Here is a 16,148-nt window from a genome sequence, read left to right as displayed (position 1 = left end):
ACATGCAAGTTAATATTCAAAGGATCAGGAACTCTGGCATTTTTATTATCGTCTGAAAATGCTTTTATCAGAATTAGTTGATTTTGTGTTTGGAAATCAGGTAATAAGGTAATGCAACAAGAAGTATGCCACCCACCATATTGCCAAGGGTTACATAAAGAAGATTATGAACATAACCACCAATGGTCAGAGCACCGCTGGTATCTGCAAATAAACCGGCAGTTAATAAGGTCATATTGGCTACACTGTGCTCATATCCGGAGGTGATAAAGGCAAAAAGGCACCAGAAAACCATAATAAGTTTTCCGCTTTCAGATTTACAGCGAACGCTGCACCAAACCGCCAGACAGACCAAGGCATTACACAATATACCACGGGTAAAGAGAATCCGGGGAGAAAGCTCCATCTTGGTTTGGGAAGCCTGAATAATAAATTCCCCAACAGCGCCTTTTGCAAGTCCTGACTGCCAGAAGAGGAAAGCTATCAAAATGGCGCCAACCAGATTTCCAATAAAGCATACCAGCCACAGGAGCAAAGTATCTTTTAATTTAACTTTTTTTTGAAAGAATCCAAGAGCCATAACCATATTGTTTCCGGTAAAAAGTTCTGAACCTGCAATGATTACAAGGCTTAAGGCAATACCAAAAGAAATGCCCATTATGATCTTAACATAAGGCTGGTCCACCAGCATCCCTCCGATGGAAAAAATCAGCAGGATACCAAAGCCTACATAAATACCGGCAAGCATAGAGGAGACAAAGTACCCCAATGGATTTCCATATAAAAGTTTGATTTTCCCCTGTGAGGCATTTCCAAAGGCCTCTACTTCTTCATTATACATTTTTTATCCAATCCCTTCTTTTAATGTTTCGTTAATTATTGTGTTCAGCATATTTATTCAAATTATTTATCATCCCTTCTCAGAGCTGCAAAAGGAAATCAGATATTCATACTGGCAGCAAAAGATTACGCACTTAATTTTTGTATTTTAATAAACAATACCCTTCCAATAGATTGTCTGACTGACACATGCCTGCTTTGGCAGGCTCACCTCTTTTAACGCCCACTTTTTAAATTCTTCAAAGCCTGTTCGGTCAACAATATAGCCAATATGTTCTTTTCTTCCCGGAGCCTCCTTGCCGATGTATTTCTCTACATAAGCATAGGTGTTAAGTATAATCTTTATAATACTTTCTTCATCCACCCATTTGATGAAATCTTCCCCTAACCTGGGATTCTTCTTTCCGGTTCTGCCCAGTAAGGTCAGACGGTAATATTTCTCCTGACTTCTGGTCCAGGCTCTGGTGGGGCATTGAATAACACATTCACCGCAGCCGATACATTTTTCGTGATTTCTCTCAACTTTATAATTAACGAAGGAGAGAGCACCTACGGATTTTTTCTTGCAGGCTTTCACACAGGCTCCGCAGCTGATACAACGGTCCTTATCGTACTGAGGCTCAGTCATTCCAAGAATACCGAAATCATGCATACGTACTTTGGCACAATCGTTTGGACAGCCTGTAAGAGCAATCTTAAAATGCAGATCATGAGGAAATACAGCCTTTTCAATCTTCAGGGCAAAAGCGGAGGTATCATAGCAGCCATAAGGACAGACTCTGTTTCCCACGCAGGCAACGATATTTCTGGTACCGGAGGCTTCGTAACCTTTTCCTTTTTTTTCCTGGTTGATTAAAAGACCTTCGATTAAGGGCTGCAAAAGCGTATTGACCTCCGGCATATCTTCGTATTTAATACCTGGTATTTCAAAACCCTGTCTGACCGTTATATGAAGACTGCCATTTCCGTATTCCTCTGCAATCTTTTGGATAACTGCTAAATATTTTGCATCCATATGTCCTCCGGGAACACGGATTCTGGAGGCGGTAATTCCTCTTTCCTTGGTGACGCGGAAAGCATTTTTCTTTAAGCTCTTGGTATTGATATCCATACTTTACCTCCTAATCCACCAGAAGACGTCCTTTGGTATAGGGAAATACCGGGCCGTCCAGGCACACATAAACATCATCTATTTTACAGTGGCCGCATTTACCGATTCCGCAGCACATTTTTCTCTCATGGGAAATCCAGATATTTTCTTCCGGATAACCTTCCTTTAACAGACCCTGCACAGTAAAACGCATCATCATGGGAGGACCTACTACAAGGATTGCCGTATCTGTCTTTGATTTAACCTTAATTGCAGGAATATACTGAGTAACCAGTCCAACCTGATAAGCGGGTAATTCTTTTGTGTTTTCACAGACATCAGAAGGGGTGTCATCTTCTTTATCAACTGTCAGAATAAGCTTCATATTATCATTCCAGTTTTTGAGATCCTCCTGGAAAAGTACAAATGAAGGTGACTTAAATCCGGTTATAACAGTCATATCCTTGACCTGAGTACGGTTTTTGTGAAAATATTCAATTACACCACGTACCGGAGAAACTCCCGTACCGCCTGCAATAATAATCAGTTCCTTGTCCTTATAATCCTCCACATCAAAGCCGTTACCATAAGGCCCTCTCATCATTAAGGTATTCCCTTTATACAATTCAAAAATCTCATTGGTTACTTTACCCACCTTACGGATCGTAAGCTCCACATATCCGTCACCCATACCGCTGACAGAAATTGGTGCTTCGCCGAACTTTGGAAGGGAAACCTCGAAAAATTGTCCGGGACGTACGTCTCCGTTAAAAGACAGACGAAAAGTATATTCTAGCTCCGTATGTTTCTTAACCTCCAGGATTTCCGAAAGAAAAGGGGTATATTCATTCTTACTCATTGCCGGTTACCTCCTTCATGGCATCCTCCAGACGGTTCACGCAATGGGAGAATGAGATGTATTCCGGACAGACATCATCGCATCTGCCACAGCCAACACACATGTGATATCCATTCCTTTTTTTGTAGTCATAGACCTTATGCATTACCTTAAAACGCATTCTGTCTCCGTTCTTTTTACGGTAAGAACCACCGCCGGCCATATCCGTATAACCGTCAACCATGCAGGAAGCATGCACCCGCCTGCGTTCACCTGCTTTCCCGTTATCCGTATAGAAGATATCCTGCATGGTAAAGCAGGTACAGGTAGGACAGACAAAATTACATCTGCCACAGTTAATGCAGCGGCTGTCGTATTCCTTCCAAAGACTGGCACTATTTACTGCAATACTTAAATTCTCGGGTACTTTTACATTTATCTGATTACTGGTTACAAAAGGGATGACAACTTCCGCTTCTTTTTGTGAACAGCGGGAGAACAGCGGATTCATTTCCTCCCAATGGCTGTTGATATGAAAGAGGCCATCGTTTATTGTCAGACCGGCATCATAGGAATCAATATGATTTGTTCCCATACTAACACAGAAGCAATTATCATATGTAGCACTGCATCCTATTACAAGAAATCTTACATTGGCTCTAAGCCTCTGATAATAGAAATCTTCGTATCCGTTCCTTAAATAAATCTCATCCAGGCGCTTCACTGCATGAAGATCACAGCTTCGAAGAAAGATGACAGCTCCCGATTTACGATTTGCCTCTGCTTCTTTTACAGTCCCTTCTGTGTAATAAAATAAAGTTTCAGACAAAGGTAGAAGTACTTCCTTAAAGGAAAAATCAGATTTTTTTTCCCATTCGATTTCACTGATATCATTAATAGCAGCATAACGTGTAATGTCTGTATCTGAATACATGCCTTCACCGAGCATTTTCTTCGGTGCATAAATCAGATAATCTTTCTGCCATTCCTGTATCACATCGTTAAAATTATTTTCGTTAAGCAGATATCCCATGATTCACCTTCCTTCCTTTTTATATTGTTAAATATATCACAGGCATAGAAAAAACACCGTGATACAAATCACGGTGTTTTAAAATATTCGCTTAACTTTTTTTGATCCGGTATCAGAAATCCGGTTTTATTTGTTACAACCAATCCCATCTCTACCAGTCTTTTCATTTGTCTGGATACAGTTTCACGTTTTGAGCCTAACATTTCCGCCAGAAAGGTTATTGTTAAATTCATATCGATTCTTATGCCATCAGCCTCTTTTATACCACAATCCTTTGAGAGCTTATAAAGTTTGGCAGCAAGACGTTTTTCTCCTGACAGATCGTTGGTGGTATTTTTTAATTGCCGGTACAATCTTCTGATCTTAAGAGCCATAGAATCAAAGACTGCTTTTAAAAGTGCTGGATCCTTCTCCATTACGTGGAAGAACTTCTGAAGGGGGATAGACAGAACCAGTGAATTTTCTAACAGTTCGCAGTTAATAGAGGCCGGCAGATCTTGCAGCATAACCTCATTTAACAAACTTCCCGCTCCATAAACAAAGATAACCTTCTTTTCGCCCAGGCTGTTTAGTTTATATAATGAAGCCCTTCCCTGAACTAGGATATACAGATTCTTAACTTCTTCCTTATCTCGAAAAAGATGTTTGCCTTTATCAGCTCTTATAATAGAAGAGAAGGCTGCAATGGCTGTTAAACTGGTCTTGGAAGCTTGCTTTAACACGTCGGCTGTATTCAGTGCTTCCTGAATGGAAGTCAAATACTCACCTCCTTTGCTTATAGAAAAAATTCCTTAAAGTCCGGGTAAAGTATAGCCTTATTTGTTATATAGCTATCATGTCCATGACCTTTCATAACCTTTAACGTGGCATTGGGCATGGCATCCTTGAGAAGCTGGAAAGACTCGGCTTTAAAGAGATCCTGTTCCCCGGCCAGTATTAGGGTGGGAACCGCTACGTTCTTAACCTCCTCAAGTTCAATATTTGGCTGTTCAAACATCATTTTACATAAGGGATCACTTGTTGTTTCGTAAGCTTCCTTCAGATGCTGATAATTTTCCTCCGTAAAATCCTCGGGTTTCAGATTAACGCCTAGAAGTGCCATTTTTTCTATTACTTCACTGTGTTTAATGGCTAATATCAGACTGATAATGGCACCATCGCTGAAGCCGATGATATTTGCTTTTTTAAGGGACAAAGCTTCTATGAAGTGATAAATATCCTCAGCCATGGTTTCATAGGTATAATCCTCAGTCTTAGCACTCTGACCATGATTGCGGCTGTGTCTATGCCATAGACGGTAAAATGTTCCTTTAATTTACTTGTCAGACTGTCAAACATAAAGTGGTCTCCGCCATTTCCATGGAGCAGTAGCAGAGGAGCACCGGAACCGGTTTGTTCATAGAATATCGTGGTATCATTAATAGCGAGCAGCATAGGTTTCTCCTTGATCTTTTTCTCGTATTATAGCTGGTGTAGTTACGTTATCATTCATTTGTTTGGTTGTATTTTAATATAACATACCATATCAGAGATGGCAACAAAATAGCAGAATGCAGACTCAGCGTATCAAATATTTTACCTCGGCGTTTTGTAAATGATACTGGAAACAAAATATTAGCTGGCAGAACCGGCAGCAAACTGACTGTTGTACAGGTTGGCATAGAAGGTATCTGCGGCCAATAATTCTTTATGGGTACCATGTTCAATGATGGTACCGTTTTTCATTACCAGAATCATGTCTGCGGAGCGGATGGTAGATAGTCTGTGGGCTATTACAAAGCTGGTTTTTCCTTTCATAATCTGATGCATGGCTTTCTGGATTTCCACTTCGGTTCTGGTATCAACGCTTGAGGTGGCTTCATCCAGAATCATCAGGGAAGGATTGGCAAGCATTGCCCTTGCTATGGTTAAGAGCTGCATCTGTCCTTGAGAAATATTACTGTCTTCACTGGAGATAACGGTATCGTAACCGTTCTCTAAAGTACGGATGAACTGGTCACATCTGGCAGCTTTGGCAGCCTGAATGATTTCCTCACGGGTGGCATCCATCTTACCATAAGCTATATTATCCGCAATGGTCCCCTGGAACAGCCAGGTATCCTGCAGAACCATACCGACAGTTTTTCTCAGTTCACTTTTTGGAAGGTCTTTGATATCAATACCGTCTATTAAGATTCTGCCCCCATTTAATTCATAGAAACGCATAAGCAGATTGATCAGTGTTGTCTTTCCCGCACCCGTAGGGCCAACAATTGCAACCATTTCGTTGGGACGTACGGTCAGATTGATGTCCTCCATAAGTACAGCCTCCGGCCGGTATCCAAAACGTACATGCTCAAAGCTTACGGCACCTTTGGGTTCCGTGAGAAGCTTTGGTGCATGTGTATCAGGGACTTCTTCCTCCTCATCCAGGAATTCAAAGACACGCTCTGCCGATGCCAGTGCCGCCTGCAGTGAATTGAGGAAATAAGAGGATTGGGCTATCGGGTCTGATATCTGGTTAACATATTGCAGGAAGGCCTGAATGGTACCAATGGTAATGCTTCCGGCAGCAGCAAATATACCACCTACAATGGCAGTGACTACAAACCCCAGCTGTGTCAGAAAACGAATCGCCGGGTAAATAGCAAACATAACGAACTGTGCTTTTTTGTTGGCTGCATACTGTCTTTCACTGATTTCACGGACAGTATTGATTACCTCCTTATGCTGATTGAAACTCTTTATAATCAGATTTCCGGTGTAGAATTCCTCAATGCTTCCGTTTAAGATACCTAAAATATTCTGGTTCTCAGCAGCAACCTCAAAGTTCTTCTCTGAAATCCATTTGGTAGCAAATACACTTATGGACATAGCCGCCAGTATGATTACTGTAAGCAGTGGGCTCTGGGTCAGCATTACAACTATACTGATGGAAATATTAAAGATAGCATTTATAAACTGCAGAGAGCCGGTCTTTAAAACCTCAGCTACCCTGTCCAGGTCGTTGGTCACCCGGCTTAAGAGATTTCCTGTCTGATGGGTATCATAATAATTCAGGGGAAGCCTGGTAATTTTATCACTCATTTTCTTACGCAGGGCTAACACCAGTTTTTCACCCACACCTGCCATGGTGTATTCCTGAAAAAAGGCAAAGAGGGAGCTGGTCAGATAAGATACAAGGAATAGTAATATAGGCCACTTGATAATGCCGTATAGCACTTGAAAGCTTCCGCCAAAGCCCTTTTCGTTTATACCCTGTATCAACTGATCGATAGCCTTACCCAGTATAAGAGGTGTTGCGGCATATAGACCAATACTCATGATTGTTGAGAAGATAATGATTATCAAAGCAGCTTTTTGCTCTAATAACAGTGCAAACAACCGTTTAATGGCAGCTGCCTTGTTCTTTGGCATATCCTCATTTTCATAGTCTGTTTTACTGTTTTCTTTCCTCTGTTGTGTTTTCTGTTTTTTCATTTGCTACACCTCCTTTTCCGTAAGCTGGGAATCAGCGATTTCCTTATAAACACTGCAGGTTGCCAATAGCTCTTCATGTCTGCCCATACCTGCGATTCTGCCGTCATCCAGTACAATAATCTGGTCTGCATCCATGATAGTGCTGATTCGTTGGGCAATTATAACGACAGCTGCCTCCTTCATTTCCTGCTTCAAGGCAGCCCTGAGAGCTGCATCTGTTTTAAAATCCAAGGCAGAGAAGCTGTCATCAAAGATATAGACGGGTGCTTTTTTCACCAGAGCTCTTGCAATACATAAACGCTGTTTCTGGCCACCGGAAAAATTCGTACCTGCCTGGGCTACCGGACTATCATAACCTGCCTCAAGGGATTCTATAAAAGTGTCTGCCTGGGCTATCTCCGCAGCATATTTAAGCTCTGCGGCAGTCGCTTCTTTATGTCCCATGCGCAGATTATCAGCAATGGTGCCGCTAAATAAAAATGCTTTTTGAGGAACATAGCTTAAACGCTCCCTAAGCTCCTCCTGGGATATCGTACGGATATCCTTTCCTTCCATAAGTATCTGTCCGGACTGAATGTCATATAAACGCAGCATCAGTCCTGCAACTGTACTTTTACCGGAGCCGGTACCTCCGATAATTGCAGTTGTTTTTCCGCTTTCACAACAAAAGCTTAGATCTTCCAATACTGGTCTTTCCGCTCCTTTGTAAGAAAAATTGACATTTTGGAATACGATTTTTTGTTTATTATCTGTTTTGGATATTGTAAGTTTTTCTACTGGGTCGGTTATCTCTGGGACAATATCCAGGATTTCCTTTATACGATCCACGCAAGCCATCATTCGAGGAACCATAACCAGAACCATAGCTGACATCATTAAATATATCAGCATCAGAATGGTATATTCGGTTACAGCTGAGATACTTCCAATAAGTATCTTTTGCTGAAGTACCTGATACCCTCCAAACCAAACAACAGCTGCCATGGTCAGGCCCATAATAGTCCATACTACCGGATTAAAGGCTGCAAAAATTCTGTTAAGCTTTATTACATTGTCTGCATATTCCGTAAAGGCATTGTCAGACCGGCCACGTTCATAACTGGAATTGTCAAATGCCCTTATTACCCGAATTCCTACAATGGATTCACGGACAAGCCGGTTGACCGTATCCACTCTACCCTGAATTGTTTTGGAGACCGGATTGGCCTTTAAGAACAATAAACCGATTACGAGAAAGAATAGTAACATTGCGGTTAAGGGTATGAATACCAGTGAAGGACTAATGACAGCGGTCATAATTACCGCTGCAACCGCAATAAGCGGGGTTGGCAGTATCATCTGTGTAATCATAATAATAGTCTGCTGTATAATCGTGATATCACTGGTGGTTCTTGTAATTAAGGATGCCGTACTATAGTGATTAAACTCTTTCACAGAGAGAAGCTGTGTCTTGGAGAACAGCATTTCTCTTAGATGCTTTCCTGTCAGGGCTGCAAGATCTGCACACAGATAACTGCCCCAGAGAGAGACCAGAGCCGTAAAGCCTGCCGCTGCAAGCATTTGCAGGCCAATGGTAATAATAGCTGGCACATTCTTTTCCACAATGCCCTTATCTATAACATTTGCCGCAAAATAAGGAACCAAAAGGGTTCCGAATGCCTGCAGCAGAGAAGAAAAGATGATTAAGAAAAGTATTTTTTTATTAGCTGTTAAAAACTGTAATAAATATTTCATGAAAAAGTATCCTCCTTGAAAATCCCCCATTACTTATATTTTATTAATAGCAGTTAATATATACAAACTGCATTATGCCTGCACTGCCATCACTGTTTATCGCTGTATAGCAGTATTTTTAACGATCTGAATTCTTTACAGACGGTGAGGGAGAAGTTTTCTTAAAAGTCTGCATGATCCTTTTTAGCTGTACAAGAAACGCCTGTTCACCCCTGACCATTGCCTCTCTGTCCTCTGCGGACATACTGGTAAAAGCATTTTCCTCCAACTGAAATATATCTGACATAATATGATCCGCGTATTTTTTTCCTGCTTCTGTAAATAATATGTTTTTGTTTCGCTTATCCAGTTTAGATACTTCTTTTTGTATATAGCCCTTTCTTTCAAAGGAATCTAAAATGGTATTTACCGTTTGTTTGGGATAGAGAATCTTCTCGCATATAAAATGCTGTGTACATTCCTCCGGATAATCGTATATTATCTGGAGTATAAAAAGGCTGGTAGAAGTAAGTCCGTGTATTTTCGCCAATTCTTCGTAAACATAACCGACTTCGAAGTACATCTCATAATAACTTTTTATGGCTTTCTTAATATCTTCCTGCATAGATTGATGCCTCCTTAAAATATTAGTCCGATTACGGACTAATTAATAATCTAACACATTCAAAAGATTTTGTCACGCGGAAAATTCGAAATACTTTATTCATTTTGTCAGAAAGCTTAACTTGATTTATCCGGATAACAGAAGGTCTGCTTAAAGAAGCGGATGAGGAAAAGAAAAAGAGTCCTTGTCTTATCAGAAGACACGGACTCTTTTCGGTAATTATAAATAATACCCTTTTCTATACTGGCTTGGTGTAACATGATATATTTCTTTAAAGGCTTTGGTAAACATGCCAGGGCTTTTATAACCGCATTTCAATGCAATACTGCTAATATCCAATTCGTCATCGGCCAGTAAGAGCATGGCTTTCTTCATCTTTTCCACATGAATATATTCCTTTACGCTTAGGCCGAACTCCGATTTAAAACATCTATGTAATTTGCTTTCGCTTAAGGCAGTCACTTTGGCAAGTTCATCTATACCAGGAGGCGACAGTATATTATCATGTATCAGCTGCACCGCAGCAAGAATCTTCTTTTTCACATCCCAGGATACATGGTACGCCCTTTTTTGTGTGATTCTTGAATGCTGTGAGACGTTATGCTCAATTAATGATAACAACTCTAAGACCTTATAGACATAATAGGTTAATTCAATATCGGAATATCGAACCTCCCATTTCAGCTGTTCCAATACCAGTGTAATATCCGGTGTGTTATAAGCCTTATCTTCCCACTTTTTAATAACTCCAAGGGTTAGAAGGCTGCTCCTGAAACCTTTGTGATACATATCCTTCAGGAAACTCTCAGAGACCAGCAAACAGGTACAACAGATAGGAGAGTCCTTATCAAAAATGAATTTAACTGGTAACATAGGATTTATACAGATGTGGTTTCTGGAGGTTAGAACTTTGGTTTTCGTGCCGTTTTGCACGATTTTTATACCTCCACAGTCAATGCTTAGGAATAGCATGCCTGGTTCTTTACAATCCATTACGTAAGTTACGGAAGAGGATAAAGTAAACCACCAGCTTGAAACAAACAACCCCTGAACCGGATGAGTTTCATAAATCCAGCCATTTCCTATTTGGGTGGGAAAGCAATATGCTTTCCCGTTGCCGTATTCTTTTACTTCCAAATCTAACTGTTCTGCCAGGTTCTCCAGTCCAGAAAATTTATTCATTGTATCACCCCTGCTGCACATTAATATTAGAATCAGTTATTTAGTTACTGAAACAGGTCTGTAAATAAGTTCTGTTCCAGACTTAACTATAACATTTGTGATAGTGAGAATCAATACCACAATCGCTTCTTTCAGGATATTGTTCGCTTGTTTTTAACAGCTTTTGAAGTGCGGATTATAATTATATACAGTAATTACAAGGAACTGCGTACTCTATATTACTCATACCACCTTTTATTATATCCTTTTCGTGAATTGACTGACAGGAAAACAGATGCTATAATTCTAAAAGTTAGCTTATTCTAACTTAATCGGACAATAACAAGGAGATAGAATTATGAAAAAGGTTATCAAAAAAATTATTATTCCAATAACTGTTTTGACCATGATATTCGGACTTACCGCCTGTGGTCCGAGAGGAAATTCTGACGAAAATTCCTCAGGAAATTCTGTCGAAAATAACTCAGAAAATTCTGTGGAAAATAACTCGGCAAGTTCTACCGAAAATTCCTCAGAAACTTCCACCGTAAATTCCCAGGCAGGTAATAATCAGACTGCTCCTGAAGCGGACAATGATACAGAAGCTACTCAGATAATAACAACCCTGAAAGGCGATGTTACCATACCTGTTGACCCAAAACGTATTGTGGTTGCTTTCTTTCAGGGGGATTTGCTTGCATTGGGGATAAATCCTGTGGGTACTACTTTTAATGATGATGCTGTCTTTGTGGAGGAGCTGGGTGATGTAACGGTCATTGATGCCTGGGGGTTGGATCCGGAACTTGTTATGTCCTTAAAGCCGGACTTAATTATCTGGAATAATCCGGACGAGTACGAAACCTTAAGTAAGATTGCACCTACCCTTATTATGGATTATTATTCGATGGACTACACCCAAAGGCTTACTTTCTTCGGACAAATCACTGGAAAAGAAGAGAAGGCTCAGGAATTGATCAATGGCTTCAAGGAAAAGGTTGCAGAAAGCAAGAAAAAGCTTTCCGAGGCTGGAAAACTGGACAAGACCGTTATCCTGCTTGAAAATCAGCAAAACGGCAGCTTAAGGGCTTTCGGTAATGATTACGGAAGAGGCGGAGAATTAATATATAATGAACTTGGGTTTAATGCACCAGACCGTATTATGACAGAAGTCATAGAGGCGGAGGGAGTAAGTTTTATAGATATTTCCTATGAGGTACTGGGAGAATATTCCGCTGATTATATTTTCTCCGATGAAAATATAAAAGAATTAGCAGATAACCAGGTGTTTAACTCACTTTCTGCCGTAAAGGAAGGCAGATTAATTGAAACCAACAGTGGTATGTTCTGGTTCTCAGACATTACCTCAATGAATGCCCAATTAGAATTTATTGTTGCTAATATATTAAAGCATTGATTCTTTATCGAATATACATAAGGCATTAAAAGAAGGTATTGAAAAGCTTTGACCTCTTTCAGCTGGCATGAGGGAGAAGGTGTGACTAAAGTAAGGAAAGCATGAAGTTGTGAACAAGCATTGAGCGGACAATAAAAAAGGGCTGTTACAATAGCCCTTTTTTATTGTATATAAGGTTAATTCTCAGAAGGAGTTACATATCTGAAGCCTCTTGGATTTCCTGTCTGTACCTCGGATCTATCTTTAAGCTTATTTTCTGAGATGCCTGAGGGCAGGCAATTGCTGTCTCTGACTGGCAACAGCCCCTGGGGATAGGAAAAGATATTGAAGGGGTCATATTTTAACTTGATTTCTTCCAGTGTCATGATATGACCACCGTAGTATTCCTTTAGAAAGCGGTTGATTCCGTAATAAGGGAAATTAATATAAGAGCCGGTGGTCAAAGCAGCGAATTCCGGATACCTGCAGGCAATCCAATTTCTGCCCGCACTTGCATATTGATTCTCTTCCCAAACGGTTTCCAGCCAGAGAATATAATCAGCTTCTCTATAAAAGAAAGCTGTTTCCTGAACGTTTGCTTCTCGTACCCTGCCGCCCAGCGCATACAAGGACAGACCTCTGAAAACGGAACCTTCAGCAGGCTCACTTATTAAGGCAGTTAAATCTGAAAGTTCACAGTGGGAGTATTTGCGAAAAGCAAATCCGCTGACCGCCTGGAATTTCTCGAAGGGAGGATAGGCACTGCCAAGGATTGTAACAGCTTCTAAAAAGGACATAGATTCAATATTATAAACAGCCTTAGGCAAGGAAAGAAAAGGCTCAAGCAGTACTTTGGCTTCTTCGGCAGCTCCATAGAAAATACCTCTAACCAGCATGGACTGCCCATCCGTTTCGGAATAATATATCCTGGCAATCAGTGTCATCCGAATATCCGCGCAGGGAAGCCAATCCTGCCAGACCTCTAGAAAAGTTTCCTGCGTTTTGGTATCTACTCTAAGGTAATCAATTTCAATTAAGGTAACATTTCCAGTCCTAGGAGGCAATTGGAAGGTCATTGAAGTAATAACTCCGAAATTACCGCCTCCGGCACCACGGCATGCCCAAAAGAGGTCGGCATTACAGGAAGCATTTGCTCTTAGGATGTTTCCCTGATAATCCACCAGCTCTATGTCTGTTAGGCTGTCGCACCCTAAACCAAAGTACCTGCATGACAGCCCCCAGCCTCCCCCTGTGGCATAACCGCTTAAACCCACAGTGGGACAGGTGCCGCCTGGAAAGGGATAACCAAGTTCACCAAGATAATTATACAATTGGCTGTTTGTTACACCTCCTTGTACCTGAACAGCATTTCTTTCGTCATCAAGAGAGATAGCATTCATCTCACTTACATCAATCACCAGCACACAATTACCATTTGAATATCCTTCATAATTATGCCCGCCGCTTCGTATACGTGAAGGGACGCAATGGCACACAGACCATTTGACAGCATTACATACATCCTCCACACTGCAGCAATAATTTATAATGAACGGATAGTTCTGTACGCCATGGTTAAAGCCTTGTCTGGCTTCATCGTAATCAGGATCTGTAGGCAGCACGATTCGCCCGGTTAGTCCGTCCAGAAAGTGTTCTTCCATTTATTTTCCTTCTTTCCCATAGTATCTGCGCTATTGGTGCAGATACAGTTTTTCTACATCATATGCTATAAATTGCAGAAAGTACGCTGTATACATGGAAAGAGGATATAAAGTTGTTAATAAGCGCTAAATATGGTAAAATATAATAAATTTACAAAAAGAAAGTAGTTAGGGCTACCAATAGTCCGATGAACATACCTTATATTCGGAATGCTATATCAGAATAAAAACAGGAAACAAAATAAACATATCAAGTGCAGAAGGAAAACAGATCATAAGGGGGCAGAGGAACATGGGTTTTTTTGATAAATTTAAGAAAAAAGAGGATGAAGCCTCAGAAGCAAAAGAAATCTTAAATGAAAAGAGAACAACGGAAGAAAAGAGAACTGAGAATGAAGCTGAGAGAACTGATAATAAAGCTGAGAGAATAGAGAATAAAGCTGATAATGGTAGTAAAGGTAAGGAAGAATCAGAATTTGAGCTAAATACAAGTGGCTGGGATGCTATAACAGAAGTCTTTGAGAATATCTATCCAGGGCAGAAAAATCCCATGCATTATGGAACTCTGATATCCTGGCAATTAGGAGGAAACGATCCCTTGGATGGGATAAGCATCTATGATGGAGGAGATTACTGGCATTTTGTTACCTACGGACTATCGGAAATATACGAGAAAGAATTTGAAGATAAAGAGTACAGTGGTTATGGAATGGAATTTACCTTAAAGCTTAAAAAGCTAAACAATGAGAAGGAAGAAGCAGAAATAAGGGGAATGTGTGGAATTCTGCAATCAATTGCCAGAATAACCTATACAGAGGGCGAATTATTCTATCCCAATGAATATATCTATACCGGTCAGACAATGGGAATGGATGTGGAGCAGCTGTCTAAAATCACTGGATTTATAACAGCTGAAGATGAACAGGCAGGAAGCATTGATACCCCAAATGGGAAGGTGACCTTTATTGAATTAATTGGTGCTACGGATAAGGAATTGAAGATGATTATGGAGAAAGAATTGAAGGTAAAAGAGTTGTACAGTAAGATTTCGAATTCGCTAACAGATTATAACAGAGAGGATTGCATTTAGAATAACTGCCAGGTACCTTACAGAGTCATTTTACAGGGTCATTTTATAGGGGAATAGAAGCAAGGCTTTGGTGATATGTATTTGAGAATGATAGACGCACGTTACTACTTTATATTTTTAAGCGAAATATAAGAAAACAAATAAAAATCAATAATTTAGCCGTTTCCGGGTTGTAACTCTGAAACGGCTAATTAATTATTGAAAATGTATAAATATACAATTATTAAATCTAATATATTTTGACAAAAAATTCGCAGCGTGCTAGAATAGCAAGGTGTTTTAACTGATTTCTGAAAAAATAAAAGGTAATAAATGGTTTGTTTTTTACTGTTTATTATTTATACTTATAATATTTATAAGTAACTATACATTATACAAATTTTTATAAAATGCAATAGGATTAGTTCAGGTATAGAGAGCGGACAAGCCTGGCAGAAAGAACAATGGAGGATAAAAATGCTAACAATTAGTCAATATGTAAGAGCTGAGAGCATACAGCAGGCATACGAACTGAATCAGAAGAGAAGTAATGCAGTTCTGGGAGGAATGCATTGGCTGAAGCTTCAGAAACGTAACGTGGGAACGGCTATTGATTTATCTGATCTGGGTTTGGATACCATTGAGGAAACGGAGGACAGCTTCCTAATTGGGGCTATGGTTACTCTTAGACAACTGGAATTGCAAAGAGAACTAAATGATATCAGCAACAATGCACTGTCGGAATCAGTCAGGCAGATTGTAGGTGTTCAATTTCGTAATATGGCAACAGTAGGCGGAAGCATTTTCGGTAGATATGGTTTTTCGGATGTACTCACGGTATTTCTTGCCCTGGATGCCCAGGTGGAATTATATAACAGAGGAGTAATAAGCCTTGAGGAATTTTCAAAACTGCCGTACGACAGAGATTTACTTTTAAATCTGATTGTGAAGAAAGTGAATAGAAAGACAGTATATCTATCCCAACGTAATACGAAAACAGATTTCCCGGTATTAACCTGTGCAGTCTGTAAAACAGATGGAAAATACCGTTTTGTAATAGGAGCAAGACCCAAACGTGCTGTCTGTTTTTATGACGAGCTGGGCATTTTAGAAAATGGAATTACAGAGGCAAGTGCAGCAGAGCTTGGAAATTATATCAGCAGCCAGGTTGAGACAGGAAGTAATATGCGAGGCAGTGAAGAATATAGACGAATATTAGCCGGAGTCTTAACCAAAAGAGCTCTGTTACAGATGAAGGAAATGTGA

At 40.2% G+C, this 16,148-nt stretch carries 15 protein-coding genes; 3 read left to right on the top strand and 12 right to left on the bottom strand.

The genetic code is table 11. The features are described from left to right. Positions 1 to 73: 73 nt before the first annotated feature. The 11 genes from R2R35_RS04165 to R2R35_RS04115 all read right to left on the bottom strand — a co-directional run bounded on the left by R2R35_RS04165 (position 74) and on the right by R2R35_RS04115 (position 10,780). Positions 74 to 841: a formate/nitrite transporter family protein gene (locus tag R2R35_RS04165; RefSeq protein ID WP_317733236.1), complete on the bottom strand. Its 768-nt coding sequence runs from the start codon at positions 839 to 841 to the stop codon at positions 74 to 76. Positions 842 to 988: 147 nt separating this feature from the next. Beyond that, the gene (gene asrC / locus R2R35_RS04160; RefSeq protein WP_317733235.1) at positions 989 to 1,951 is read right to left on the bottom strand and encodes a sulfite reductase subunit C; all 963 of its coding nucleotides are present in this window, start codon (positions 1,949 to 1,951) and stop codon (positions 989 to 991) included. A 10-nt stretch (positions 1,952 to 1,961) separates the two neighbouring features. Next, the gene (gene asrB, locus R2R35_RS04155) at positions 1,962 to 2,789 is read right to left on the bottom strand and encodes an anaerobic sulfite reductase subunit AsrB (RefSeq protein ID WP_317733234.1); all 828 of its coding nucleotides are present in this window, start codon (positions 2,787 to 2,789) and stop codon (positions 1,962 to 1,964) included. Next, on the bottom strand, positions 2,782 to 3,801 hold the full coding sequence (gene asrA, locus R2R35_RS04150; RefSeq protein ID WP_317733233.1) for an anaerobic sulfite reductase subunit AsrA: 1,020 nt from the start codon (positions 3,799 to 3,801) through the stop codon (positions 2,782 to 2,784). The genes asrB and asrA overlap by 8 nt, the downstream gene beginning before the upstream one ends. Positions 3,802 to 3,869: 68 nt before the next feature. Then, the gene (locus R2R35_RS04145) at positions 3,870 to 4,559 is read right to left on the bottom strand and encodes a Crp/Fnr family transcriptional regulator (RefSeq protein WP_317733232.1); all 690 of its coding nucleotides are present in this window, start codon (positions 4,557 to 4,559) and stop codon (positions 3,870 to 3,872) included. A 17-nt stretch (positions 4,560 to 4,576) separates the two neighbouring features. After that, complete coding sequence (locus tag R2R35_RS04140) at positions 4,577 to 5,029, bottom strand: alpha/beta fold hydrolase (RefSeq protein WP_317733231.1); 453 nt, start codon at positions 5,027 to 5,029, stop codon at positions 4,577 to 4,579. Next, positions 5,002 to 5,235 (bottom strand): alpha/beta fold hydrolase, encoded by a 234-nt coding sequence (locus tag R2R35_RS04135; protein WP_317733230.1) that lies wholly within the window; start codon positions 5,233 to 5,235, stop codon positions 5,002 to 5,004. The genes R2R35_RS04140 and R2R35_RS04135 overlap by 28 nt, the downstream gene beginning before the upstream one ends. Positions 5,236 to 5,415: 180 nt before the next feature. Further along, entirely contained in the window at positions 5,416 to 7,260 is a 1,845-nt protein-coding gene (locus R2R35_RS04130) for an ABC transporter ATP-binding protein (RefSeq protein WP_317733229.1), read from the bottom strand. Positions 7,261 to 7,263: 3 nt separating this feature from the next. Continuing rightward, a complete protein-coding gene (locus R2R35_RS04125) occupies positions 7,264 to 8,994 on the bottom strand; it encodes an ABC transporter ATP-binding protein (RefSeq protein WP_317733228.1) in 1,731 nt (576 codons plus the stop codon). Positions 8,995 to 9,112: 118 nt separating this feature from the next. After that, positions 9,113 to 9,598: a MarR family winged helix-turn-helix transcriptional regulator gene (locus R2R35_RS04120; RefSeq protein ID WP_317733227.1), complete on the bottom strand. Its 486-nt coding sequence runs from the start codon at positions 9,596 to 9,598 to the stop codon at positions 9,113 to 9,115. Between the two features lie 219 nt (positions 9,599 to 9,817). Next, positions 9,818 to 10,780, bottom strand: a complete 963-nt coding sequence (locus R2R35_RS04115; protein ID WP_317733226.1) for a helix-turn-helix domain-containing protein — start codon at positions 10,778 to 10,780, stop codon at positions 9,818 to 9,820. Between the two features lie 337 nt (positions 10,781 to 11,117). Between R2R35_RS04115 and R2R35_RS04110 the strand changes: the two genes are divergently transcribed. Then, complete coding sequence (locus tag R2R35_RS04110; RefSeq protein WP_317733225.1) at positions 11,118 to 12,173, top strand: ABC transporter substrate-binding protein; 1,056 nt, start codon at positions 11,118 to 11,120, stop codon at positions 12,171 to 12,173. A 176-nt stretch (positions 12,174 to 12,349) separates the two neighbouring features. Here the strand turns inward: R2R35_RS04110 and R2R35_RS04105 are convergent, their stop codons facing one another. Continuing rightward, a complete protein-coding gene (locus tag R2R35_RS04105; protein ID WP_317733224.1) occupies positions 12,350 to 13,813 on the bottom strand; it encodes an FAD-binding oxidoreductase in 1,464 nt (487 codons plus the stop codon). Between the two features lie 292 nt (positions 13,814 to 14,105). Between R2R35_RS04105 and R2R35_RS04100 the strand changes: the two genes are divergently transcribed. Continuing rightward, positions 14,106 to 14,903, top strand: coding sequence for a suppressor of fused domain protein (locus tag R2R35_RS04100; protein ID WP_317733223.1), 798 nt, complete (start codon positions 14,106 to 14,108; stop codon positions 14,901 to 14,903). A 456-nt stretch (positions 14,904 to 15,359) separates the two neighbouring features. After that, entirely contained in the window at positions 15,360 to 16,148 is a 789-nt protein-coding gene (locus R2R35_RS04095; protein ID WP_317733221.1) for an FAD binding domain-containing protein, read from the top strand.

Origin of the sequence: Anaerocolumna sp. AGMB13020, assembly GCF_033100115.1 — a bacterium.
Taxonomy (GTDB): domain Bacteria; phylum Bacillota; class Clostridia; order Lachnospirales; family Lachnospiraceae; genus Anaerocolumna.
The sequence above is the reverse complement of the archived record's forward strand: the minus strand, read 5'-3'. Positions and strand labels throughout refer to the sequence as shown.

What these genes read in the sequence shown, in the direction of transcription:
- R2R35_RS04165 (WP_317733236.1), bottom strand. Translation starts at nt 841, where the DNA reads ATGTATAATGAAGAAGTAGAGGCCTTTGGAAATGCCTCACAGGGGAAA.
- asrC (WP_317733235.1), bottom strand. Translation starts at nt 1,951, where the DNA reads ATGGATATCAATACCAAGAGCTTAAAGAAAAATGCTTTCCGCGTCACC.
- asrB (WP_317733234.1), bottom strand. Translation starts at nt 2,789, where the DNA reads ATGAGTAAGAATGAATATACCCCTTTTCTTTCGGAAATCCTGGAGGTT.
- asrA (WP_317733233.1), bottom strand. Translation starts at nt 3,801, where the DNA reads ATGGGATATCTGCTTAACGAAAATAATTTTAACGATGTGATACAGGAA.
- R2R35_RS04140 (WP_317733231.1), bottom strand. Translation starts at nt 5,029, where the DNA reads ATGGCTGAGGATATTTATCACTTCATAGAAGCTTTGTCCCTTAAAAAA.
- R2R35_RS04135 (WP_317733230.1), bottom strand. Translation starts at nt 5,235, where the DNA reads ATGCTGCTCGCTATTAATGATACCACGATATTCTATGAACAAACCGGT.
- R2R35_RS04130 (WP_317733229.1), bottom strand. Translation starts at nt 7,260, where the DNA reads ATGAAAAAACAGAAAACACAACAGAGGAAAGAAAACAGTAAAACAGAC.
- R2R35_RS04125 (WP_317733228.1), bottom strand. Translation starts at nt 8,994, where the DNA reads ATGAAATATTTATTACAGTTTTTAACAGCTAATAAAAAAATACTTTTC.
- R2R35_RS04120 (WP_317733227.1), bottom strand. Translation starts at nt 9,598, where the DNA reads ATGCAGGAAGATATTAAGAAAGCCATAAAAAGTTATTATGAGATGTAC.
- R2R35_RS04115 (WP_317733226.1), bottom strand. Translation starts at nt 10,780, where the DNA reads ATGAATAAATTTTCTGGACTGGAGAACCTGGCAGAACAGTTAGATTTG.
- R2R35_RS04110 (WP_317733225.1), top strand. Translation starts at nt 11,118, where the DNA reads ATGAAAAAGGTTATCAAAAAAATTATTATTCCAATAACTGTTTTGACC.
- R2R35_RS04105 (WP_317733224.1), bottom strand. Translation starts at nt 13,813, where the DNA reads ATGGAAGAACACTTTCTGGACGGACTAACCGGGCGAATCGTGCTGCCT.
- R2R35_RS04100 (WP_317733223.1), top strand. Translation starts at nt 14,106, where the DNA reads ATGGGTTTTTTTGATAAATTTAAGAAAAAAGAGGATGAAGCCTCAGAA.
- R2R35_RS04095 (WP_317733221.1), top strand. Translation starts at nt 15,360, where the DNA reads ATGCTAACAATTAGTCAATATGTAAGAGCTGAGAGCATACAGCAGGCA.